This is a genomic window from Yersinia aldovae ATCC 35236, assembly GCF_000173735.1.
Classification (GTDB): domain Bacteria; phylum Pseudomonadota; class Gammaproteobacteria; order Enterobacterales; family Enterobacteriaceae; genus Yersinia; species Yersinia aldovae.
On record NZ_ACCB01000001.1, the window covers coordinates 98,517 to 120,439 of the forward strand.

The window sequence follows — 21,923 nt, forward strand, 5'->3', positions numbered from 1 at the left end:
GAGCGTCAATGCCTTGTTCCGTATTGTGCTGGGCGTAAGCAATATTGTTGTACAGCAGATAACCAATTTTTGATCATAATTTATGATAATACTTAGGATAATGCACTGTGACTTTTATTGATCTCGCGCATCAAGTAGAATGCGGTTCAGACGAGAATCCATACTAACATCAGTATTACTCGAAGCCGTTCACATGACTCTGCTCGCATTAGGCATTAATCACAAAACTGCTCCTGTATCGCTACGTGAACGGGTGACTTTTTCACCGGAATCGATCGAGCGAGCGCTTGCTAGCTTGCTCCAACAGCCGTTGGTGCAGGGCGGTGTCGTATTGTCTACGTGTAACCGCACCGAGCTTTACCTCAGCGTAGAACAGCAAGAAAATTTGCAAGAGCAATTGATTGCCTGGTTGTGCGGTTATCATAAGCTCAGTCCGGATGAGGTGAGAAAAAGCCTTTATTGGCACCACGGCAATGATGCGGTCAGCCATTTAATGCGTGTTGCCAGCGGATTGGACTCACTGGTATTAGGTGAGCCACAGATTCTGGGGCAGGTGAAAAAAGCGTTTGCTGAATCTCAGCGCGAGCAATCACTGTCTGGTGAACTGGAGCGTTTATTCCAGAAATCCTTCTCCGTTGCCAAACGGGTTCGTACCGAAACTGAAATTGGTGCCAGTGCTGTTTCGGTAGCTTTTGCTGCCTGTACACTGGCGCGGCAAATTTTCGAATCCCTTGCTGAACTGAATGTATTGCTGGTCGGCGCGGGTGAAACCATTGAGCTGGTGGCACGTCATCTGCGTGAACATCAGGTCAAGCATATGATTATCGCGAACCGCACGCGTGAACGCGCACAGGCATTGGCGACCGAAGTGGGGGCTGAGGTGATTACTTTGCCGGAAATTGACGCTCGTCTGGCGGATGCCGACATTATTATCAGTTCGACTGCCAGCCCACTGCCCATTATTGGTAAAGGGATGGTGGAGCGTGCGCTGAAAAGCCGTCGCAATCAACCAATGCTGTTTGTGGATATCGCCGTACCACGGGATATTGAACCGGAAGTGGGTAAATTATCTAACGCCTATTTATACAGTGTTGATGATTTACAAGCGATTATTCAGCACAATATGGCGCAACGTCAGGCTGCGGCGATTCAGGCTGAGACGATAGTGCAGCAGGAAAGCATGAATTTTATGGCCTGGCTGCGCTCTCAAGGGGCGGTTGAAACCATTCGTGATTATCGCTCGCAGGCTGATCTGGTGCGTAGCGAAATGACGACCAAAGCGCTGGCGGCGATTGAACAGGGCGCTAATGTGGAACAGGTAATAAACGAACTGGCCTACAAGCTGACCAACCGCCTGATTCATGCTCCTACCAAATCCCTCCAACAAGCCGCCAGTGATGGCGATATGGAGCGGTTACAACTATTACGCGACAGCCTTGGGCTGGATCAGCACTAGTTTCCTCTAATTAACAGGGTCTAAAACCACGGATGAAGTCTTCTATTGTTGCCAAACTGGAAGCGTTACAAGAGCGCCACGAAGAAGTGCTGGCGCACCTTGGCGATGCCAGTGTTATTGCCGATCAAGACCGTTTCCGCGCGTTATCTCGCGAATATGCGCAATTGACGGATGTCACCCACTGTTTCAAAGAATGGCGCAGTATGCAGGATGATATCGACGCGGCAGAAATGATGCTCGAAGATCCCGAAATGCGTGAAATGGCACAGGAAGAACTGAAAGAAGCCAAAGCCCGCAGTGAAGAGTTGGAACAACAACTGCAAGTCTTGTTGCTGCCAAAAGACCCTGATGATGAACGTGACTGTTTCCTGGAAATCCGCGCCGGGACCGGCGGCGATGAGGCGGCTATCTTTGCCGGTGACATGTTCCGCATGTACAGCCGTTATGCTGAAGCGCGCCGTTGGAAAGTTGAAATCATGAGTGCCAGTGATGGTGAGCATGGTGGCTATAAGGAAGTGATTGCCAAAGTCTCCGGTGACGGTGTCTACGGTCAGTTGAAGTTTGAATCCGGTGGTCACCGTGTTCAGCGCGTTCCTGAAACCGAGTCACAAGGCCGTATTCATACCTCGGCATGTACCGTGGCGGTGATGCCCGCCATTCCTGAGGCAGAAATGCCGGAAATTAACGCCGGTGATTTGCGCATCGACACCTTCCGCTCTTCCGGTGCGGGTGGTCAGCACGTTAACACCACCGACTCAGCAATCCGAATTACTCACATTCCCACCGGTATTGTGGTGGAGTGCCAGGATGAGCGTTCACAGCATAAAAACAAAGCGAAAGCGATGTCAGTGCTGGGCGCGCGTATCCGTGCTGCTGAAATGCAAAAACGCCAGTTGGCAGTGGCTTCAGAGCGCCGCAATCTATTGGGTTCAGGTGATCGCTCTGATCGCAACCGCACTTATAATTTCCCGCAGGGCCGGGTGACAGACCATCGCATCAACCTGACACTTTACCGTCTGGATGAAGTGATGGAAGGGAAATTGGATATGCTGATCCAGCCAATTGTGCAGGAATATCAAGCTGATCAGCTCTCCGCGTTGTCTGAGCAAGAGTAATGGACTACCAGCACTGGCTGTCCTGTGCGGCAGCCCGTTTCAACCACAGTGATAGCCCGAAGCGTGACGCTGAGATTTTGTTGAGCTTTGTCACGGGTCGGGCGCGAACTTATCTGCTAGCGTTTGGTGAAACGGAGCTGACAGCAGAGCAGTTGCCGCTGTTAGATCAACTGGCTCAACGGCGTGAGCAGGGGGAGCCGATTGCCTATTTGGTTGGGGAGCGCGAGTTCTGGTCTTTGCCGCTGAGTGTTTCCTCCGCCACATTGATCCCTCGCCCTGATACCGAATGTCTGGTTGAACAAGCTCTGGCTCACCTACCGTCAACACCCTGCCGTATTCTGGATTTGGGTACAGGTACTGGTGCGATTGCGCTGGCGTTAGCCTGCGAGCGCCCTGATTGCGCGGTTATCGGTGTTGATATCAACACCGATGCTGTTGCACTGGCGCGCCATAATGCTGAAAAGCTCGCGATAAATAATGTGGATTTCCTGCAAAGTAGCTGGTTTGACTCAGTGAATGGGCGATTTACGCTGATTGCGAGTAACCCTCCCTATATTGATGCCAATGACCCTCATCTTAATGAAGGTGATGTGCGTTATGAACCGCACAGTGCGTTAGTGGCTAAGGCTGAGGGGATAGCTGATTTGGCTGAAATTATTCGTCAGGCTCCGGCCTATCTGGAACCCAATGGTTGGTTAATGTTGGAACATGGCTGGCAGCAAGCAAATGCGGTGCAGAAACGGCTACAAGAAACGGGATTTAGCGCTGTAAAGACCTATAAAGATTATGGTAATAATGATCGAGTGACATTAGGGCAATGGGGCGTGTTTTGAGAAAATACCCGTTTAACCGCAGCGTGTTCTGCCTTGAAAAAAGAACGACGAATAATTTACCTATAATAGGGAGCGAAAGTCATGTGGGTTGATTACATTGCCATTAAGTATTTGCATTTACTCACTGTGGTCGTCAGTATTACCCTGTTTGTACTGCGTTTTTTCTGGAAATGCCGCAGTTCAGCTATGATGGAGAAACGTTGGGTAAAAATAACGCCGCATATCAATGATACGCTGCTGTTCGTCAGTGGCATTGTTCTTATTTTTATTACTGGGTTTTATCCATTTAGTCCGCAAGGAACATGGCTGACTGAAAAGCTGTTTGGCGTTATTATCTATATCCTGCTTGGCTATGTTGCATTAGGTAAGCGAACTCGCAGCCAGAATATTCGCTGGTTTGCTTTTATACTCGCATTGGGTTGCCTGTATCTGGTTGTCAAACTGGCAACAACTAAATTACCACTGCTGATGGGATATTTATGAGTAGCATTGCTGATTTCGAATTTAACAACGCATCTCTGTGTGATGGGGTGTTACTGGTTACCCAGGCGATTCGACAGGATTTTCCGCTGGCTGATGTACGTAAACAGCTACAACAGCTCGTTGATGATGCGCGGGCTGCTATGCCGGCCGATCTCAATCAGGATCAGCAATTAGAAGTGCTTATCGACTTGTTTTATCGCCAATGGAAATTTGGCGGAGCAGGTGGGGTTTACCGCTTATCTGATGCTATCTGGTTGGATAAAGTGCTGGATAAACGCCAAGGCACACCGGTTTCCTTGGGGGTTATTTTCCTGTATATCGCCCATCAGCTAGATTTGCCGCTGATGCCAGTTATCTTTCCAACTCAGTTGATTCTTCGGGCCGACTGGCTGGATGAAGAGATGTGGCTGATCAACCCGTTGAACGGTGAAACACTCAATGAGCATGTGCTTGAAGTGTGGATCAAAGGCAATCTGGGGTTGAGCGCAGAGCTGGAAGATGAGGATCTGGAAGAAGCGGAAAATACCCTGATAGTACGCAAAATGCTCGATACGCTTAAAGCGGCGCTAATGGAAGAGAAGCAGATGGAACTGGCATTGCGTGCCAGTGAAGCGGTGTTGGCGTTTGACCCCGATGACCCCTATGAAATCCGCGATCGTGGTCTGATTTATGCGCAACTGGATTGCAACCATATTGCCATCTCAGATTTAAGCTATTTTGTCGAACAGTGCCCGGAAGACCCGATTGCTGAAATGATAAAGATGCAGATCCACTCTATTGAGCAACAACGAGTGACGTTGCACTGATACCCGTCATACTTCAAGCCGCATGTGCGTTGGCCGCCTTCATTCACCCCAGTCATTTACTGGTCGTTGACTTTAAATGAGTAAGCTCCGGGGGATTTGTTCAGTTGCCGCCTTCCTGCAACTCGAATTATTTTGGGTATCTTTATGGTAATCATCTTGTTGAGTAATAACTCACTGTAATTAATCTCGATTTATCCTTTATAAAGGTATTTGTATGAAACAGAAAGTGGTTAGCATTGGCGATATCAACGTTGCGAACGACCTGCCTTTCGTGCTGTTTGGTGGCATGAACGTGCTTGAGTCGCGCGATCTGGCGATGCGCATCTGCGAGCATTATGTGACTGTCACCCAAAAGTTGGGCATCCCTTACGTCTTTAAAGCCTCGTTCGACAAAGCCAACCGTTCTTCAATTCATTCTTACCGTGGCCCAGGGCTGGAAGAGGGGATGAAAATCTTCCAGGAACTGAAACAGCAATTTGGTGTGAAAGTGATCACCGACGTTCATGAAATAAGCCAGTGCCAGCCTGTTGCCGAGGTGGTTGATGTTATCCAGTTACCGGCGTTCCTGGCCCGTCAGACTGATTTAGTTGAGGCGATGGCACGCACGGGTGCCGTCATTAACGTGAAAAAACCTCAGTTCGTCAGCCCAGGTCAGATGGGTAATATCGTTGAGAAATTCAAAGAAGCCGGTAATGATCAGGTTATTCTTTGCGATCGTGGCAGTAACTTCGGTTATGACAATTTGGTGGTTGATATGTTAGGTATTAACGTCATGATTCAAGCGACTGGCGGCCATCCAGTGATTTTCGACGTGACTCATGCCTTGCAATGCCGTGACCCGTTTGGTTCTGCATCCGGTGGTCGCCGTGCGCAAGTGGCTGAACTGGCCCGTGCTGGTATGGCAGTCGGCTTGGCAGGTCTGTTTATCGAAGCGCACCCAGAGCCGAACAGTGCTAAATGTGACGGCCCATCAGCCTTACCATTGGCTAAACTGGAACCATTCTTGGTGCAGATGAAAGCTATCGATGATTTGGTGAAGAGCTTCCCAGAGTTAGATACCAGTAAGTAATATCCTTCGTCCTTGACGTTGGATATTAAAATATAAGCTGGGTGAATGATATAAAGGCAGCGATTGACGCTGCCTTTTTTGATCGCGAAACAGCTTATTTTTCCTGTAATACTGCCAATGCTTCCGGCAGCGAACCATAGAAGCTCAGTTTGCCTTCAATAGGCTTCACCCGTGCTCTTGCCAGCGTCTTCAGTGGCTGGAACGGGATATCGGTGATAAGCAGTTGCTGGTGTTCTTTCAATGCCTCAGTGAAGCGCAGGAACGCATTCAGGCCACCTGCATCAAGTACAGGCACCGCATCCCATTGCAGAATAATCGTGTCGTAATCCTCGCAACGGCACAGCAGCTCATTGAATATTCGTTCGGCAGCGGCAAAGAATAACGGCCCGTTAACGCGTAATACCAAGGTATGCGCATCAACGGCTGCGGGGATCTCACTTAGCCGTGTCATTCGTGCAATTCGCCGCATAAACAGCAGTGATGCCAGCACTATCCCAACGGTGATAGCAATCACCATGTCGAACAATACCGTCAAACTCATGCACAGTAACATCACGATAATGTCATCTTTGGGCGCACGCCGGAGTAGATCGACCACTTTATGCGCCTCGCTCATATTCCAGGCGACAATCAGCAACAGAGAGGCCATCGCCGCTAACGGCAGATATGACAGCATCGGAGCCAGAACCAGCAACGCCAGCAGCACCAATAGCGCGTGAATAATGGCTGATACTGGCGATGTAGCACCGGCACGCACGTTGGCGGCAGAGCGCGCAATAGCGGCCGTGGCGGTAATCCCACCAAAGAAGGGGCCACCATATTACCCAACCCCTGACCGACTAATTCACTGTTTGAGTGATGCTTCTGCCCGGTCATGCCATCCAGAACCACTGCACAGAGTAATGACTCAATTGCGCCCAGTACCGCCATCGAAAACGCGGCAGGTAGCAATGCAGAAACGGTGGCCCAATTTAATACAAAGGGCTGACCGTTGGCCGCAGGTAAATTCCACGGCAGAACAAATTGCGGCAGGATAGGTGGGATACCGTGGCCCTGTGTGCCATCGGCTAGCAGGTAGCCAAAGCGTGAGCCGATAGTCGCCACTTGACTATCAAACAGCGATAATACGGCCATCACCGCAGCACCCGCGACCAGTGCAGGTAAGTGACCCGGTAACTTTAATTTCAGACGAGGCCAGAGAATCAATACCAGCAGTGTGACGGTAGCAATTAAAGTATCACTGAGATTGATGGTTGGCAGCGCTCGCGCCAATGCCACCACCTTACCGACATAATTTTCCGGTACTTCTGTCAGATGCAGGCCAAAGAAATCTTTGATCTGCATGGTGGCAATCGTGATGCCAATGCCGGAGGTAAAACCCAGCGTTACGGGCAGCGGAATATATTCAATCAAACGGCCAAGTTTCCCCAGCCCCATGCAGAGTAGAAATATGCCGGAGATCAAGGTTGCCAGTAATAAGCCCGCTAAACCAAACTGCTGTGAAACGGGATAAAGAATAACCACAAAAGCGGCTGTCGGGCCGGATACGCTATATCGCGAGCCACCGGTGACCGCAATGACTATACCGGCGATAGCCGAGGTATATAGGCCATATTGGGGGGGGACACCGCTGGCAATCGCCAGTGCCATAGCCAATGGGATTGCAATGATACCGACGGTGATACCGGCAATTATATCTTTAATAAGCCTTTGAAGTGTATAGGTTTCCCGCCAGCAAGCATCAATAAGTGCGCTGAACGGCCTAATGCCGTTGATTCCGTGCGTTTTCATTAAGGTACAAACCAAATAAAGAAAAGACAAAATAAATGGCGGGCCAGTAGGGGTCCGTCTCGAGTAGCAGACAACAACGATACGCCTATTCACGACAAGAGATCTAGATGTATATCAATCTCTACCGAATATTTAGATAACTATCCGTTTTGCAAGGCTTCATATTTGAACAGATTCATAGCTGGCAACCAAACTTACCCTCGTTGCTTAATTAAAAGTGCTTGTTATCGCGCTTACCCTGCCTTTTTTATCTCAATAGCGGAAAATATCATGAGAACAGCTTGGCGAGCCAAGTTACTGAATACGGTAATCAGGTCGTAATTCGGATATATCTTGTTAGATGAAAGAGAAGGGCGGTCTCATAATGAAATTATTCAAGAATAAAGCCTATCTCACGGCTAAGATATAGGTTAGAAACCATCTCAAATGTAGGTGCTAAATGTTCGAGGCTGTGGATGAATAAATTCAACGTAAAATCAGATTTAATTTTACTGATCAATCAGAACTATCAATGTCAGGTAACTCCTACGTTGGAAATTCACAAGGCTAATGCGACGCCATGAGCGAATTAGACTCTCTTTTTGCATTGTACAGCGATGCTTGCGTGACCTACGCAACCCTGTCTATAAGCTATTTTGCATTGAGTAAAAACAGCCCTTTTTCCTATAACGGTGAGGTCTGGAAACGTATTGTATACGGCCTCGTATCAGGGCTGGTTTCCCTTTATCTTAATCAGGATCAATGGGTAATCTCTGGTTCGTTTTTCTACAGTTTTGAGTTGATCCCTATTGTTTTGGTCACATTCTATGGCGGTTGGTTAAGTGGGCTGACAGCGATACTGATCAACTTCTCCTTTACCAGTTGGGTTACGCTAGATAATATATTGATAACAATAGTATTTATTCCACTGGTGTTATTTCGTGTATGGGAACGAAAAAGTAACTATATATTTTATATAGCCATTATATTAATTGCTATTTACCACATTGCTGTCGCTGCTTTAATCGTCAAACATGAGCTGATCTGGACACAGATTATTATCTATCAGTTTATTTCTGCTCTTTGTCTGGCCATCTGCTATCACGCGCTAGATTTCAAAGAACGTCATATTTACACCTACTTTACGATGAAAGATCGGGCCAATATCGATAAGTTAACTCAGTTAAATAATCGGGCAAGTGCTGATTATCGGCTGGCAACGATTCATAACCGCCGTCAGGCTTGCGGATTGATGATTTTGGATATCGACCATTTTAAGTCGATTAATGATACTTATGGCCATGATTGCGGTGATATCGTGCTGACGACCGTTGGGGCATTGCTGAGTCATGCCGTGCGCGATGAGGATTTCATTGGGCGATATGGCGGTGAAGAATTTATCGTTATTACTCGCAGCTATGATCCACAAACCATTAAATCAGTGGCTGAACGTATCCGCGAACGGGTTGAGAGTTTAGACGTGTTATTACCTGATGGGCGCAAGATAAAAGCCACGATCTCCATTGGTGCGTCACTTTATCTGCCTGGAATGTCGATGTTGAAAGCGCTGAAAATGACTGATGAAGCGCTTTATCAGGCGAAGCGGCAGGGACGTAATCAGGTGGTATATAGCCGGTTAATGCCATTCTCGCCACTGGGTGACCGTCATTTTCGGGAAGAAAGGCGGCGGCGCTCATAGCAATGACTGGAATCAGAATTTCTGGCAAATCTGGCAAAGAAAAAGGCCCTGACTTTCGTCAGAGCCTTTTGCTCGAATATGGCGGTGAGAGAGGGGTTCGAACCCTCGATACGCTTACGCGTATACACACTTTCCAGGCGTGCTCCTTCAGCCACTCAGACACCTCACCGTTACGTCACAACGCTAAGCACTGCAACGGGGCGGTACTATAGGGATCGGCGGCCTGTGGGTCAAGCAGTATTTATCCGTTACCAACTATCTGGTTATTCTGCGTGCAGATAGCGTAAATCACAGGCAAATCAGGTGGCTTTAACGCCACATTTTTGCCTGTTGTGGGGAGTCAACCATCACATAATCGGCTCCCAGCTCTGTAGCTATCCGATAGTCCTCGGCCGAATTTATACCGATCAGCAAAACTTTTGCGTCGCCACTTTCTTTGAAACAGTCCATTGCCTGTTGATTCCAAACTAACTGCGTCCGTGTCGTTCCTTTGCCAAGTGTAAATGTCTCTATAACTTTCACATCACGCTTTAATTCAAATGCATAAAGCTTATTTTTACGGCGGGTATGTCCATCACTCCAGTTCTTGGTAAGAATGCACTTATTGGCCATAACAGCATTCGCTAAAATCTTGCGGGTTTTATTGCGTGACTCAAACTTATTAATATAATCAGGTAAGGCATTCAGATATTTTTTCTCAGTAGAATAGAAGGTAATTCTGTTAGATGAAAGGATGCTCTCTCTCAGTTCTGTTATGACATTTACTATTACTTCAGGGTCTGCATCAGGAGATTTTATATCTATAAAAAATCTTGTTTTCGGGAATGATAAAAGTATCTGATGTAATGAAGGGATTTTAAATCCCCGGCTGCGGTAAATATATTGATCATCCTGTTTGAAATGATAGGCTGCATCTAATTGCTGTAATTCTTCCCAAGAATGGTCTGAAATAGGGCCGTTACCGTCAGTTAACTCCTTTAAATCTGTGGGTCGATACAGCACTAAGGCACCATCTTTAGTGAGTTGAACGGTGATCCAAATTATATCAGCTTTATTTAATATAGCGTGACTAATGCCATAGCGTGTATTTTCTGGAAAATCGGCAGTTCCCCCTCGATGAGCTACAATTAATGGAGATGCTGATAATGGGCTGATATACAGCGCTAATAGTAAGGTGGTAAAATGCAAATTTTTTTATTTTCATTTTTGCCTCGCTGGTAAATATAACAGGATTGAAATGTTCTCCACCTTATTTGTAGCACTTTTTTAGGTGTCAATATAACCAATTAATAGTGGTCTTATGAGGCAATTGCTATATTGATATTTATTGTGTCATGCTCAGGAAAAATGACTTTGATCTATGGGCCTTTTTAAGGAAAGGGTTATCAAGAAAACAAAAAACGGCAATCCAGCGAACAGGCTCTGGTATTAACCAGGCTTGTTACCGGTTGCCGCTTTTTTTGGCTGCCCAAAGGCTTCTTTACTGCGAAGAAATCTATCTACTGGCTAAATATGGCGGTGAGGGAGGGGTTCGAACCCTCGATACGCTTACGCGTATACACACTTTCCAGGCGTGCTCCTTCAGCCACTCAGACACCTCACCGTGGTACTGCAATATCGTTTAACGGTATACAACCGCTGACCGGCGTAATGTAGGCAAAAGTGCATCCAGCGTCAAGCCTCTTCTACCCGCTTTAATTATATTGAGTCAAAGTTGCAGCAATTTGCTGATTTCATCGACATTTCTTGCTTGTAGCGCTTGCATCTCACGATAAAGCGCGGAAATCTAGCCGGTACTTTCGCAAGGAGCTGGCAAATCATGAACATTATTTTTTATCACCCGTTTTTTGAAGCAAAACAGTGGTTGTCTGGCATACAATCTCGCCTGCCGGAGGCTAAGGTCAGGCAGTGGCGGCGCGGTGATTCTCTGCCTGCCGACTATGCGCTGGTCTGGCAACCGCCTCATGAAATGCTGGCTAATCGAGTTGCGTTGAAAGGCATTTTTGCGTTGGGTGCCGGTGTCGATGCCATTTTGGGTCAACAACGCCGCCATCCTGGTATATTACCGGCAGGTGTGCCACTAATACGGCTGGAAGATACCGGTATGTCATTGCAAATGCAGGAATATGTTGTGGGTTGCACCCTGCGTTATTTTCGTCGGATGGATGAATATCAATTGCAACAACAGCAAAAGCTCTGGCAACCATTACAACCTCATCACCATGATCAATTCACGGTGGGAATCTTAGGGGCTGGAGTATTAGGCAAGAGCGTTGCCCAAAAACTGACTGAGTTCGGTTTTACCGTTCGCTGTTGGAGCCGCACAGCGAAAAATATTGATGGTGTGGGCAGCTTTGCTGGTCATGAGCAGTTGCCCGCATTCCTCCAGGGGACCCAATTGCTGATTAATCTGCTACCCAATACACCAGAAACAGCCGGAATACTGAACCAGCCGCTGTTCTCGCAGTTGAACGCCAATGCTTATGTGATCAATGTTGCTCGTGGTGCGCATTTATTGGAGTGCGATTTATTAGCTGCGATGCAGGTAGGGAGGGTCGCTGCTGCCACATTGGATGTGTTTGCTGAAGAGCCATTACCGCCAATGCACCCTTTCTGGACTCATCCACGGATTACCCTCACACCGCATATAGCCGCAATAACGTTACCTGAAATAGCAATGGATCAGGTGGTGGCCAATATTCAGGCAATTGAGGCAGGTAGGGCGCCGGTCGGGTTAGTTGATGTGGCTCGAGGTTACTGATTTAAGGCGCAAACTCTAAATAATTTGAGCGGTAGAAAGGCTCCCAACACATATAAAACGTGAAATATCATGGGGGTATTTTTGCCGCTAAGGGGAAGGGGCAATCAGGCAAAACCACTTTTTTAGCTCAGCCGATGAGAAGAATTCCTGCTATCATTAGCGAACAATGCTTTGCCTGCAAAAAAGCCTTCTCTCCTTAAAAGACTTTGTGGAGTAGTCATGTATCCTGTTGATTTACATATGCATACTGTTGCCAGTACCCACGCTTACAGTACCCTGCACGATTATATCGCCGAAGCCAAACTGAAAAATATCAAACTGTTTGCCATTACTGATCATGGCCCCGATATGGCTGATGCGCCGCATTACTGGCATTTTATGAATATGCGGGTGTGGCCACGGCTGGTAGATGGGGTGGGTATTTTGCGAGGTATCGAAGCCAATATTAAGAATCTGGACGGTGATATTGATTGTACCGGCCCGATGCTGGACGCGGTCGATCTGCTTATTGCTGGTTTCCATGAGCCGGTATTCCCGCCGCAAGACAGAGCCGCCAATACGCAGGCAATGATTGCCACCATGGCGCAAGGTCATGTGCATATTATCAGTCACCCCGGTAACCCTAAATACCCGGTTGATATTCAGGCCATTGCCGCAGCCGCTGCCAAATATGATGTGGCTCTGGAATTAAACAACTCATCTTTCTCGCATTCCCGAAAGGGCAGCGAAGCGAATTGCCGCGCAATTGCGCAAGCGGTGCGGGATGCCGGGGGTTGGTTGGCGTTAGGGTCTGATTCCCATATTGCTTATTCATTAGGGGTTTTTGAACATTGTGAACGCATTATTGATGAAGTGAATTTCCCGCAAGAGCGTGTCCTAAATGTTAGCCCGCGCCGTCTACTGAATTACCTTGAACAACGCGGTCGCCCTGCAATTGCTGAATTAGCTGATTTATAATCTATTATGTGACGTTGTCACCGTTAGACTTATACAAAAATAAATAGAACACAGGAAGATGTAAATGAATGATTTTTCACTGGTTTGCCGGGTGCTTGGTTCACTGTTCTACCGTCAGCCACAAGATCCACTGCTTGAGCCGCTGTTTGCACTGGTAAGCGAAGGCAAGTTGGAACAGCATTGGCCGTTGGAGCAAGGTGAGCTGTTGGCGCGTCTGCAACGGGAATACCAGCCAGCGGCGTTAATCGCTGATTACCGCGCCTTGTTTGTCGGGGAGGAATGCAGTGTCTCACCTTATGGCTCTGATTATGAAGACGCACCCCAAGAAGCAGAAGTCCGCGCATTTTTGCAACAACGCGGGATGCCACTAGGTGACGGTCCAACGGACCATTTTGGCGGCTTATTGCTGGAAGCCTCGTGGCTGGAAGACCAAGCGGCTGAGGACGAAATTTCAGCACAAACCCTCTTATTTAGCGAGTATTTATTGCCTTGGTGTGGCCGTTTTCTTGGTAAAGTCGAAGCCCACGCCACCACGGGTTTCTACCGTACCTTGGCACAGTTGAGCCGTGAAGCGTTGCAAGCAATGTGGGATGAGTTATCAGAAGATACCCTTCCTGCTTGATGCTGCAACGGCGTTAGTCACTCTCATTCACCCGAATCACTGACTTGAGTCAGTGATTCGGAGTTTATTGGTTTGCAGCCAGACGGTAACGCCAATACGTGAGGATGTATCAATCTTTGTCTTGTAGGCAAGCCGTGCTGCTAGTCAGTAAAGGGGATGACTAATTGGCCCGGTTTCACTTCTAAACCCTTAGCCAGTTTTTTCGCCATGCCTTCAGCTTTACTCTTATCGGCGTCCAGTACGTAAGCGGGTTGCTGATCAAAGTAGGATTTCAACGATTGGTTCAGATAGGGCGTTAACGCTTTCATTACCGAGTCCATTTTTTCCGGTTTGACGGTGTAATCGGTTAACTCCATGTTTTTCAGGAAAATAGCTCCTTTTTCACGATCAAATATCGGCTGCGCTTTTAATGTCAGCGTCATATCCGCACTCTGCGGGCCGAGGATCGAGGTGATATCCACTTTCGCATTACCGGTTAACGTCACTTTGCCCGGTTCAGCACGACCAATCTGGCTCTGTAACTGTGTCAGGGTGATATGAGCGTCAACCAGCCCAGGAATGCCAATCTGCTTTTCATAGTTATTATGTTTTTGCAGATATTCATTTACTTCCTGCTCGCTCAAGGTGTACTGAGTCAGTTGATTGCAGCCGACCAGTGTGGTTGTCACGATCAGCGCAGCAGCGCCCCACATCAATTTATTCATTAAAACCTCATGGCAATAAGCACTATTCAAACAGATAAACTTAGCCAATAGTAACCGCTAAGTTTGTCATTTTGTATTATTAACCGTGTTTGTTCAGCTACGGTTGTGTTGTGGCGGCGAATAGTGCGACAAGAAATTGGCTCTGCCAATCGGATAACCCTGAATCAGTTAACTGCGGGGAGAGCCCAGAGAAACCGTGCCCGCGGGTATCTAAATGGCTAGCTGCCGCTCAACATGGCAGACTCAATGCGCCGCTGATTAAATTGCCAGTAAAGCCCTACCAACGTAATCAAACCGATAACCCCCAGCAGGAACCACGGCAATTCTGGCATTTCCAGTGTTCGGCCAGTATCGTACATCCACCCCCCGCCGGTATAGCCTAATGCGCCACCCAGTGCCAGGCCAAGGCGACTAAAGCCCATATAGCTGCCACGAGCACGGGAATCCGCCAGAGACGCACTGAGGGTTTCACGCGCCGGTTCAGCGATAATGGAACCCATATAGAAGAAGCAGATAAACATAAATAGTGTTTGTAAATGGGTAATCAGGCCAATTGGGAATAGGCTTAACGTCATGATCAGTAGCCCGAACATCAAACGTTGCTCCAGGCGAAAACGTTTTTCACTCCAGCGGGCAATCGGGTATAGCAAGGTCAGTGACAGTGCGGCTTCAATCGCGTACATCCATTTTACCGAGGCCGGCGATCCGGCAACTTCATTGACCACGATAGGCAGCATCAGCATCACTTGTACTGACAACATATAGTAGCCCGTGAGTGTCAAGACGTAAGTGACAAAGCGGCGATCACGCAGCACCCGCATTAGGCCCTCTTTCATCGGCGCACGCACGGTAGATATGCGATAAGCGGGGAGTAACCACAGATTCCAGCCCGCCGCTAAGACGAAAATAACCGCGCCAGTCCAGCAAACAAAGTGGAAGTCGTATTGCAGCAGCCAGCTACCAATCAATGCACCAATCACCGCGCCGGCGCTGTCTTGCATCATGAGCAGAGAGTAAAAACGGCCACGTTCATGCGGGCGGGTCAGCTTAATTACCAGCGCGGTGCGCGGTGGGTCAAACAGCGTGCCGCCTAACCCTGAGAGCGCACAGGAGAGCAACAGTATCCAAGGCTCATTTGCCATCGCCATAAAAGCAAATCCGGCGGCTCGCATCAACATACCGGTGACTATCATCGGTTTGGCACCGAACCGGTCGGCAATTGCGCCGCCGAAGATGCCTAATCCTTGCTGTACAAGTTGTCTCAACCCCAACGCAAGGCCAACAATGACCGCTGCCCAGCCAAGTTGATCGACAAACCGGATAGAAATGAGTGGGAAAACGACAAAAAAGCCCAACACAACTAACAAGTTATCAAGCAATAAGAAATACTTACCCAAGCTGCGAGCCTGTGATACCAAAGCCATGCTTCACCGTCAGAAATCAGAAAAGGGGGATACAAATCACGCTTATAGTTTGTACCGAAATTGATAGAAACGATAGAGGGTAGACAGATAATATTTTTTATCGTCAATACGTTACCTCATCGACTGTTTCATAATAAAATACGGTTTTAGCCGTTCAGTGTTTGAATTTATGGTTTTTAATAGTAACAGGCGATAAAGGGCATTTTACGCCGTGCCCTTGCAGCAGGTATATTGATCAAAACAGATTTCGGTTCCGTTGAGTACCGCGTGCAGCCCAAGGGGAGCAGATGTTCGGCTATCATTCAGCAATACCTAAAATACGCCTGACGACGGATCGTATGTCACTGCGGCTGGTTCATGAGCGTGATGCCTACCGAATGGCGGAGTTTTACGCGGAGAATCAGGCATTTCTCAAACCGTGGGAACCGGTGCGTGATCAAAGTCATTGTATGCCTTCGGGCTGGCAAGCGCGCTTGGGCATGATTATGGAACTGCAAAAGCAGGGCAGTGCTTATTACTTTATTCTGCTGGACCCAGAAGAAAAAGAAGTGCGTGGAGTGGCTAATTTTAGCAACATATTGCGCGGCTCGTTTCATGCCTGTTTTCTCGGTTATTCGCTGGGTGAGCGCTGGCAGGGGCAGGGGTTAATGTTTGAAGCACTGCAACCGTTGATTCGTTATATGCAGCGGCAAGAGCGGATGCACCGTATTATGGCGAATTATATGCCGCATAATCATCGCAGTGGCAGCTTACTGGAACGTTTGGGGTTTGAGCGCGAAGGTTATGCCAAAGATTATTTATTGATTGATGGCCAGTGGCGCGATCATGTGCTGACGGCTTTGACTCACCAAGAATGGACGCCAACTCGCTGAGGTCAGGATGAAACATATTTTAAACGCCCAGGAAGCCAGAGTTATCGGGAGTTTGCTGGAAAAGCAAGTGACAACGCCAGAGCAATATCCGATGTCGCTCAATGGCGTAACCATCGCCTGTAATCAGAAAACCAACCGTGAACCGGTGATGGAGTTATCCGACACAGAAGTGCAGCAAACGCTGGATTTTCTGTTGAAAAAGCATCTTATCCGCACCCAAAGCGGCAACCGGGTAATGAAGTACGAGCAGCGTTTTTGCAATTCTGAATTTGGCAATCTCAAATTCTCTCCTGCCGAAGTTGCGGTAATGACCACCCTATTATTACGTGGCGCACAGACACCGGGTGAGTTACGCACCCGCACCAGCCGGATGTACGAGTTTGCTGATGTAGCAGAAACGGAGGCGGTGCTGACCCAATTGTCACTGCGTGAAGATGGGCCATTTGTGGTGCGTTTGGCGCGTGAACCGGGTAAGCGTGAAAGCCGCTTTATGCATTTATTCAGTGGCGATGTGGCTACAGCTCCGGCCGTAGATGAGGGCGATAAAAGCAGCGTAAATAGTCTTGAAGCCAGAGTTGCCCAGCTTGAGCAGCAGGTCACTGCACTGACTCGCCGCCTGGATGAAGTGCTGCTCCAACTGGATGATTGATATGAATTTGATAAAAACGTTAGCTGTGGGCAAAAAGATAAGGATTGGTATTGTGGGGCTGGGCGGCATTGCGCAAAAGGCCTATTTACCTATCCTGACGCAAGCACGAGACTGGCAGTTGGTTGGGGCGTTTTCCCCCAATCAGGCCAAAGCGCAACCCGTTTGCGACAGCTACCGGATGCGCTATTTCTCACGGTTGGACACGTTAGCCGCTGATTGTGATGCTGTCTTTGTCCACAGCAGTACCACCAGTCACTTTCAGGTGGTGAGAGCGTTACTGCAAGCGGGCAAGCATGTCTATGTTGATAAGCCATTAGCTGAAACACTTGACCAGTCCGAACAATTGATTCAACTGGCCGCTAAACAGCATTTGGCGCTGATGGTAGGCTTTAATCGCCGTTTTGCACCTTTATATCAACAACTTAAGCAATGGTTGGCCACCCCGGCCTCACTGCGAATGGAGAAGCATCGTCAAGATAGCATCGGGCCAAATGATGCCCGCTTTACCCTGATTGATGATTACCTGCATGTGGTCGATACGGCATTGTGGTTAGGTGGCGCAGGCGCAAAACTGGGTACTGGGCGAGTACAGGTTAATGCCCAAGGGCAGATGTTGTATGCCGAACATCATTTTCAGCAGGCTGACTGCCTGATCACCACCAGTATGCATCGTCAGGCTGGAACTCAGCGTGAAAGTGTGCACGCGGTCAGTCGCGGTGCCTGCTATCAGGTTACGGATATGCGCCAATGGCAACAGGAGTCGGAGGGGCAGGTCATCAATATCCCCGTCCCTGGCTGGCAAACCACACTGGAGCAGCGGGGCTTTACTGGCGCAGTGCATCACTTTATTACCGCTGCCAGTAACCAAACGGCACCACAGGTTTCAGGTGAGGAAGCCATTTACGCACAACGCATGATTGAGCGAATCCTACAACAGCACGCCGAAGGATAACGGGCGCAATCACACCGGCTGAAAAGCCTATTGGTATCAGCAATCTGTTACACCTTGCTGTGGCTATTTATGTGCGGATACGTAAACTGACGCCTGTTCTAAAACAGCCTTAGGCTCGCTTCCATCGGTGTAGCCAGCATTGGGTAAATATGATGCCTGCTGTGCGCAGGTGTGAGTGTTTACGGCGTATTTTAAAAAACAGATCGAAAACAGGTCTACAGACAGATCAGAAGCCCAGCAGAAAAATATATGAATCTACTTAAATCATTGGCTGCGGTCAGTTCCATGACCATGTTTTCCCGCGTATTGGGCTTTGCCCGTGATGCTATTGTGGCGCGGGTATTTGGGGCAGGGATGGCAACGGATGCCTTCTTTGTGGCATTTAAATTGCCTAACTTACTGCGGCGCATTTTCGCCGAGGGAGCTTTCTCTCAGGCATTCGTACCGATTCTGGCGGAGTATAAGAGCCAACAGGGTGAGGAGGCGACACGCACTTTTATCGCTTATGTCTCCGGTTTGTTAACCTTGATACTGGCTGTCGTCACCGTATTGGGGATGCTGGCAGCACCTTGGGTCATTTTTATCACGGCCCCCGGTTTTACCGATACACCGGATAAGTTTGCGCTGACCTCCGCCCTGCTACGGGTGACATTCCCTTATATCCTGTTGATCTCGCTGGCTTCCTTGGTCGGTGCAATTCTTAATACCTGGAACCGATTCTCCATACCGGCGTTTGCCCCCACTTTCCTTAATGTCAGCATGATCGGTTTTGCGCTCTTTGCCGCGCCGTACTTTAACCCGCCGGTGATGGCACTGGCCTGGGCGGTGGTGGTGGGTGGGGTGCTGCAATTGGGCTATCAACTGCCTCATTTAAAGAAGATAGGCATGTTGGTGTTACCACGCCTGTCACTGCGAGATGCGGGGGTCTGGCGAGTGATGCGCCAAATGGGGCCTGCTATTCTCGGTGTTTCGGTTAGTCAAATCTCTCTGATTATTAACACTATTTTTGCTTCATTCTTGGTTTCAGGTTCAGTCTCATGGATGTATTACGCGGACCGTTTGATGGAGTTTCCATCGGGTGTGCTGGGAGTGGCATTAGGCACCATCTTACTGCCGTCGTTAGCGAAGAGTTTTTCCAGTGGCAACCACGATGAATATTCCAGATTGATGGATTGGGGGTTGCGTCTGTGTTTCTTGCTGGCTCTGCCCAGTGCCGTGGCTCTAGGGATTTTAGCCAAACCACTGACGGTATCGTTATTCCAATACGGTAAATTCAGCGCCTTTGATGCGGCTATGACGCAACGCGCGCTGGTGGCTTACTCCGTCGGCCTGATGGGGCTGATTGTAGTAAAAGTGTTGGCTCCGGGGTTCTACTCCCGTCAGGACATCAAAACACCGGTAAAAATCGCCATTATCACGTTGATATTGACTCAGGTGATGAACTTAATCTTTATCGGCCCGCTCAAACACGCGGGGCTATCACTGTCTATTGGTCTGGGGGCTTGCCTGAATGCCAGCTTGCTTTATTGGCAGTTGCGCAAGCAGAAGATTTTCCAACCGCAACCGGGCTGGGCGGTGTTCCTGACTAAACTGGTGATTGGTGTGGTGGTGATGTCGGTCGTTCTGCTAGGGTTGCTATGGGTGATGCCTGAATGGGATGTGGGTGGCATGGCTTACCGCTTGTTGCGCTTATCGGCAGTGGTAGCGGCAGGGGTTATTACCTATTTTGCGGCGCTGGCGTTACTTGGATTTAAAGTGCGAGATTTTGCGCGTAGAACTCATTGATTTGTCAGTAATAACAAAAGGCCCTGCGGGGCCTTTTGTATTTTGTCGTAATAAAAACTACATCCGTTCGACCGTCTGAATACCCAACGTATCCAAACCTTGTTTCAATGTTTTTGCCGTTAACATTGCCAGCTTAAGGCGGCTTTGACGGCTCTCTTCGCTGTCTGCATTCAGGATCTGGCAGTGTTCGTAGAAACTGGAGAACAACCCTGCCAAATCATACAGATAAGAACACATTACATGCGGAGTACCTTCGCGGGCTACGGCAGTAATGACTTCTTCAAACTGCAACAGGCGGGTTGCCAGCGACGCTTCACGCTCTTCGGTGATGACCAATGGCAGTGTCAGGCTGCTCTCATCAATGCCGGCACGTTTAAACACCGATATCACGCGGGTGTAAGCATACTGCATATAAGGTGCGGTATTGCCATCCAGTGCCAACATGTTATCCCAATCAAAGATATAGTCAGTGGTACGGCTTTTAGATAAATCTGCATATTTCACCGCGCCAATACCAACAGCTTCAACCACTTGCTTGAGTTCATCCGCTGGCATATCTGGGTTTTTCTCGGCAATCAGTTTGCCTGCACGCTCAATGGCTTCATCCAGCAAATCGGATAACTTAACGGTGCCACCTGAACGGGTTTTAAACGGTTTGCCATCTTTGCCCAGCATCATGCCGAACATATGGTGTTCCAATGGCACCGACTCGGGCACATACCCTGCCTTGCGTACGATAGTCCAGGCTTGCATCAGATGTTGATGCTGGCGGCTATCGATATAGTACAGTACGCGATCAGCCCCGAGTGTTTCGTAGCGGTATTTGGCGCAGGCGATATCTGTGGTGGTGTAGAGGTAGCCGCCATCCTTTTTCTGGATGATAACGCCCATTGGCTCGCCGTCTTTATTTTTATACTCATCCAGATAGACAACAGTTGCACCTTCACTTTCGACCGCCAACCCTTTGGCTTTCAGGTCAGCGACAATCCCCGGCAGCATTGGGTTATACAGGCTTTCACCCATAACGTCGTCTTGGGTCAGGGTGACATTTAGGCGATTGTAGGCAATCTGATTTTGCGCCATCGTGATATCTACCAGCTTGCGCCACATTGCACGGCAATACTCATCGCCGCCTTGCAGTTTCACCACATAAGCGCGGGCACGTTTGGCAAATTCTTCATCTTCGTCATAGGTTTTCTTGGCTTGTTGATAGAAAAGCTCCAGATCCGATAGCCCCATATCACTGGCATTTTCATTCTGCATTTTTTCCAGATAGGCAATCAACATGCCGAACTGAGTGCCCCAGTCGCCGACGTGGTTGGCTCGAATGACGTTATGGCCTAAAAACTCTAAAGTTCGTACCGCCGCATCACCAATAATGGTTGAGCGCAGGTGGCCTACATGCATCTGTTTCGCGACATTGGGGGCTGAGTAGTCAACTACAATCGTCAGCGGTTCGACCGGTGCAACGCCGAGTTTCGGTGCGGTTAGCGCATACTCAACTTTTTCTGCAACCCATTGGCGGTCAAGGAAGATATTGATAAAACCAGGGCCGGCAATTTCAACTTTGCTGGCAATGCCGGTGAGGTCAAGCTGCTCAATGACTTTTTCTGCCAGTTGCCGTGGTTGCATACCCAGTTTTTTGGCCACGGCCATCACGCCGTTTGCTTGATAATCGCCAAATTGCACTTTGGCAGATTGGCGAACTTGTGCTTCGCACTCCGCCGGAGCACCTGCTGCAATCAGCGCCTGGCTGACTTTATCTGAGAGAAGAGCCTGAATATTCACCGAGTTACCTTAATTACGCACGAAAGAGTTATTAATTGCGCACAGAAATCTCTGTGCCAGTTAATTCAAACAAGACCTGCCCCCACATGGCAAAGCGTATGGGGCGGCGGTCAGGTAGAGTGTTAGCCACAATATGTCAGGATTTATACCATATTTGATTATCGACGTCAGCATCAGG

General features: G+C 48.6%; 19 protein-coding genes, 2 tRNA genes and 1 pseudogene. 14 read left to right on the top strand and 8 right to left on the bottom strand.

Features of this window, described 5'->3' with window-relative positions:
• The first annotated feature begins 193 nt into the window (after positions 1-193).
• From hemA to kdsA, 6 genes are all read left to right on the top strand, one after another.
• A complete protein-coding gene (gene hemA, locus YALDO0001_RS00395; protein WP_004698950.1) occupies positions 194-1,456 on the top strand; it encodes a glutamyl-tRNA reductase in 1,263 nt (420 codons plus the stop codon).
• A 32-nt stretch (positions 1,457-1,488) separates the two neighbouring features.
• Positions 1,489-2,571: a peptide chain release factor 1 gene (prfA, locus tag YALDO0001_RS00400; RefSeq protein WP_004698952.1), complete on the top strand. Its 1,083-nt coding sequence runs from the start codon at positions 1,489-1,491 to the stop codon at positions 2,569-2,571.
• Positions 2,571-3,404, top strand: coding sequence for a peptide chain release factor N(5)-glutamine methyltransferase (gene prmC, locus YALDO0001_RS00405; protein WP_042839172.1), 834 nt, complete (start codon positions 2,571-2,573; stop codon positions 3,402-3,404). The genes prfA and prmC overlap by 1 nt, the downstream gene beginning before the upstream one ends.
• 81 nt (positions 3,405-3,485) lie before the next feature.
• Entirely contained in the window at positions 3,486-3,887 is a 402-nt protein-coding gene (locus YALDO0001_RS00410) for a SirB2 family protein (protein WP_004698955.1), read from the top strand.
• Complete coding sequence (gene sirB1, locus YALDO0001_RS00415; RefSeq protein ID WP_042839173.1) at positions 3,884-4,693, top strand: invasion regulator SirB1; 810 nt, start codon at positions 3,884-3,886, stop codon at positions 4,691-4,693. The genes YALDO0001_RS00410 and sirB1 overlap by 4 nt, the downstream gene beginning before the upstream one ends.
• A gap of 214 nt (positions 4,694-4,907) precedes the next feature.
• On the top strand, positions 4,908-5,762 hold the full coding sequence (gene kdsA / locus YALDO0001_RS00420; protein ID WP_004698958.1) for a 3-deoxy-8-phosphooctulonate synthase: 855 nt from the start codon (positions 4,908-4,910) through the stop codon (positions 5,760-5,762).
• Between the two features lie 94 nt (positions 5,763-5,856).
• Here kdsA and YALDO0001_RS22275 read toward each other — a convergent pair whose 3' ends face one another.
• Together YALDO0001_RS22275 and dauA are read right to left on the bottom strand one after the other, a co-directional pair.
• Entirely contained in the window at positions 5,857-6,378 is a 522-nt protein-coding gene (locus YALDO0001_RS22275; RefSeq protein WP_353933414.1) for an STAS domain-containing protein, read from the bottom strand.
• Positions 6,373-7,553: pseudogene (dauA, locus tag YALDO0001_RS00425) on the bottom strand (C4-dicarboxylic acid transporter DauA); the annotation flags it as partial. The gene YALDO0001_RS22275 and the pseudogene dauA, both read right to left, overlap by 6 nt.
• 559 nt (positions 7,554-8,112) lie before the next feature.
• On the opposite strand from dauA, the gene YALDO0001_RS00430 reads away from it, so the two are divergent.
• A complete protein-coding gene (locus tag YALDO0001_RS00430) occupies positions 8,113-9,231 on the top strand; it encodes a GGDEF domain-containing protein (RefSeq protein WP_042839174.1) in 1,119 nt (372 codons plus the stop codon).
• 79 nt (positions 9,232-9,310) lie between these two features.
• Here YALDO0001_RS00430 and YALDO0001_RS00435 read toward each other — a convergent pair.
• The 3 genes from YALDO0001_RS00435 to YALDO0001_RS00445 form a co-directional block, all read right to left on the bottom strand.
• Positions 9,311-9,400 (bottom strand) — tRNA-Ser (locus YALDO0001_RS00435).
• A 140-nt stretch (positions 9,401-9,540) separates the two neighbouring features.
• Complete coding sequence (locus YALDO0001_RS00440) at positions 9,541-10,419, bottom strand: glycerophosphodiester phosphodiesterase family protein (RefSeq protein ID WP_004698969.1); 879 nt, start codon at positions 10,417-10,419, stop codon at positions 9,541-9,543.
• Between the two features lie 325 nt (positions 10,420-10,744).
• Positions 10,745-10,834: transfer RNA gene (locus tag YALDO0001_RS00445), tRNA-Ser, on the bottom strand.
• Between the two features lie 216 nt (positions 10,835-11,050).
• Between YALDO0001_RS00445 and ghrA the strand changes: the two genes are divergently transcribed.
• The 3 genes from ghrA (at position 11,051) to YALDO0001_RS00460 (ending at position 13,571) form a co-directional block, all read left to right on the top strand.
• Positions 11,051-11,992 (top strand): glyoxylate/hydroxypyruvate reductase GhrA, encoded by a 942-nt coding sequence (gene ghrA, locus YALDO0001_RS00450; RefSeq protein ID WP_004698971.1) that lies wholly within the window; start codon positions 11,051-11,053, stop codon positions 11,990-11,992.
• A gap of 219 nt (positions 11,993-12,211) precedes the next feature.
• Positions 12,212-12,949, top strand: coding sequence for a phosphatase (locus YALDO0001_RS00455; protein ID WP_004698975.1), 738 nt, complete (start codon positions 12,212-12,214; stop codon positions 12,947-12,949).
• Between the two features lie 64 nt (positions 12,950-13,013).
• Entirely contained in the window at positions 13,014-13,571 is a 558-nt protein-coding gene (locus tag YALDO0001_RS00460) for a TorD/DmsD family molecular chaperone (RefSeq protein ID WP_004698977.1), read from the top strand.
• Between the two features lie 140 nt (positions 13,572-13,711).
• Here the strand turns inward: YALDO0001_RS00460 and YALDO0001_RS00465 are convergent, their stop codons facing one another.
• The gene (locus YALDO0001_RS00465; RefSeq protein ID WP_042839175.1) at positions 13,712-14,275 is read right to left on the bottom strand and encodes a lipoprotein; all 564 of its coding nucleotides are present in this window, start codon (positions 14,273-14,275) and stop codon (positions 13,712-13,714) included.
• Between the two features lie 218 nt (positions 14,276-14,493).
• Complete coding sequence (mdtH, locus tag YALDO0001_RS00470) at positions 14,494-15,699, bottom strand: multidrug efflux MFS transporter MdtH (RefSeq protein ID WP_004698981.1); 1,206 nt, start codon at positions 15,697-15,699, stop codon at positions 14,494-14,496.
• A 287-nt stretch (positions 15,700-15,986) separates the two neighbouring features.
• On the opposite strand from mdtH, the gene rimJ reads away from it, so the two are divergent.
• The 4 genes from rimJ (at position 15,987) to murJ (ending at position 19,957) form a co-directional block, all read left to right on the top strand.
• Positions 15,987-16,571, top strand: a complete 585-nt coding sequence (gene rimJ / locus YALDO0001_RS00475; protein WP_042839176.1) for a ribosomal protein S5-alanine N-acetyltransferase — start codon at positions 15,987-15,989, stop codon at positions 16,569-16,571.
• Between the two features lie 7 nt (positions 16,572-16,578).
• A complete protein-coding gene (locus YALDO0001_RS00480) occupies positions 16,579-17,220 on the top strand; it encodes a YceH family protein (protein ID WP_004698984.1) in 642 nt (213 codons plus the stop codon).
• A 1-nt stretch (position 17,221) separates the two neighbouring features.
• Entirely contained in the window at positions 17,222-18,172 is a 951-nt protein-coding gene (locus tag YALDO0001_RS00485) for a Gfo/Idh/MocA family protein (RefSeq protein ID WP_004698987.1), read from the top strand.
• A 249-nt stretch (positions 18,173-18,421) separates the two neighbouring features.
• Complete coding sequence (gene murJ, locus YALDO0001_RS00490) at positions 18,422-19,957, top strand: murein biosynthesis integral membrane protein MurJ (protein ID WP_004698989.1); 1,536 nt, start codon at positions 18,422-18,424, stop codon at positions 19,955-19,957.
• A 57-nt stretch (positions 19,958-20,014) separates the two neighbouring features.
• Here murJ and argS read toward each other — a convergent pair whose 3' ends face one another.
• A complete protein-coding gene (argS, locus tag YALDO0001_RS00495; protein WP_004698990.1) occupies positions 20,015-21,745 on the bottom strand; it encodes an arginine--tRNA ligase in 1,731 nt (576 codons plus the stop codon).
• Positions 21,746-21,923: the final 178 nt, after the last annotated feature.

Excerpts from the sequence above, each read along its gene's own strand:
- YALDO0001_RS00480 (WP_004698984.1), top strand. The coding sequence starts at position 16,579 with ATGAAACATATTTTAAACGCCCAGGAAGCCAGAGTTATCGGGAGTTTG.
- YALDO0001_RS00410 (WP_004698955.1), top strand. The coding sequence starts at position 3,486 with ATGTGGGTTGATTACATTGCCATTAAGTATTTGCATTTACTCACTGTG.
- YALDO0001_RS00460 (WP_004698977.1), top strand. The coding sequence starts at position 13,014 with ATGAATGATTTTTCACTGGTTTGCCGGGTGCTTGGTTCACTGTTCTAC.
- mdtH (WP_004698981.1), bottom strand. The coding sequence starts at position 15,699 with ATGGCTTTGGTATCACAGGCTCGCAGCTTGGGTAAGTATTTCTTATTG.
- YALDO0001_RS00430 (WP_042839174.1), top strand. The coding sequence starts at position 8,113 with ATGAGCGAATTAGACTCTCTTTTTGCATTGTACAGCGATGCTTGCGTG.
- hemA (WP_004698950.1), top strand. The coding sequence starts at position 194 with ATGACTCTGCTCGCATTAGGCATTAATCACAAAACTGCTCCTGTATCG.
- ghrA (WP_004698971.1), top strand. The coding sequence starts at position 11,051 with ATGAACATTATTTTTTATCACCCGTTTTTTGAAGCAAAACAGTGGTTG.
- sirB1 (WP_042839173.1), top strand. The coding sequence starts at position 3,884 with ATGAGTAGCATTGCTGATTTCGAATTTAACAACGCATCTCTGTGTGAT.
- YALDO0001_RS00485 (WP_004698987.1), top strand. The coding sequence starts at position 17,222 with ATGAATTTGATAAAAACGTTAGCTGTGGGCAAAAAGATAAGGATTGGT.
- prfA (WP_004698952.1), top strand. The coding sequence starts at position 1,489 with ATGAAGTCTTCTATTGTTGCCAAACTGGAAGCGTTACAAGAGCGCCAC.
- YALDO0001_RS22275 (WP_353933414.1), bottom strand. The coding sequence starts at position 6,378 with ATGAGCGAGGCGCATAAAGTGGTCGATCTACTCCGGCGTGCGCCCAAA.
- kdsA (WP_004698958.1), top strand. The coding sequence starts at position 4,908 with ATGAAACAGAAAGTGGTTAGCATTGGCGATATCAACGTTGCGAACGAC.
- murJ (WP_004698989.1), top strand. The coding sequence starts at position 18,422 with ATGAATCTACTTAAATCATTGGCTGCGGTCAGTTCCATGACCATGTTT.
- prmC (WP_042839172.1), top strand. The coding sequence starts at position 2,571 with ATGGACTACCAGCACTGGCTGTCCTGTGCGGCAGCCCGTTTCAACCAC.
- YALDO0001_RS00455 (WP_004698975.1), top strand. The coding sequence starts at position 12,212 with ATGTATCCTGTTGATTTACATATGCATACTGTTGCCAGTACCCACGCT.
- rimJ (WP_042839176.1), top strand. The coding sequence starts at position 15,987 with ATGTTCGGCTATCATTCAGCAATACCTAAAATACGCCTGACGACGGAT.
- YALDO0001_RS00465 (WP_042839175.1), bottom strand. The coding sequence starts at position 14,275 with ATGAATAAATTGATGTGGGGCGCTGCTGCGCTGATCGTGACAACCACA.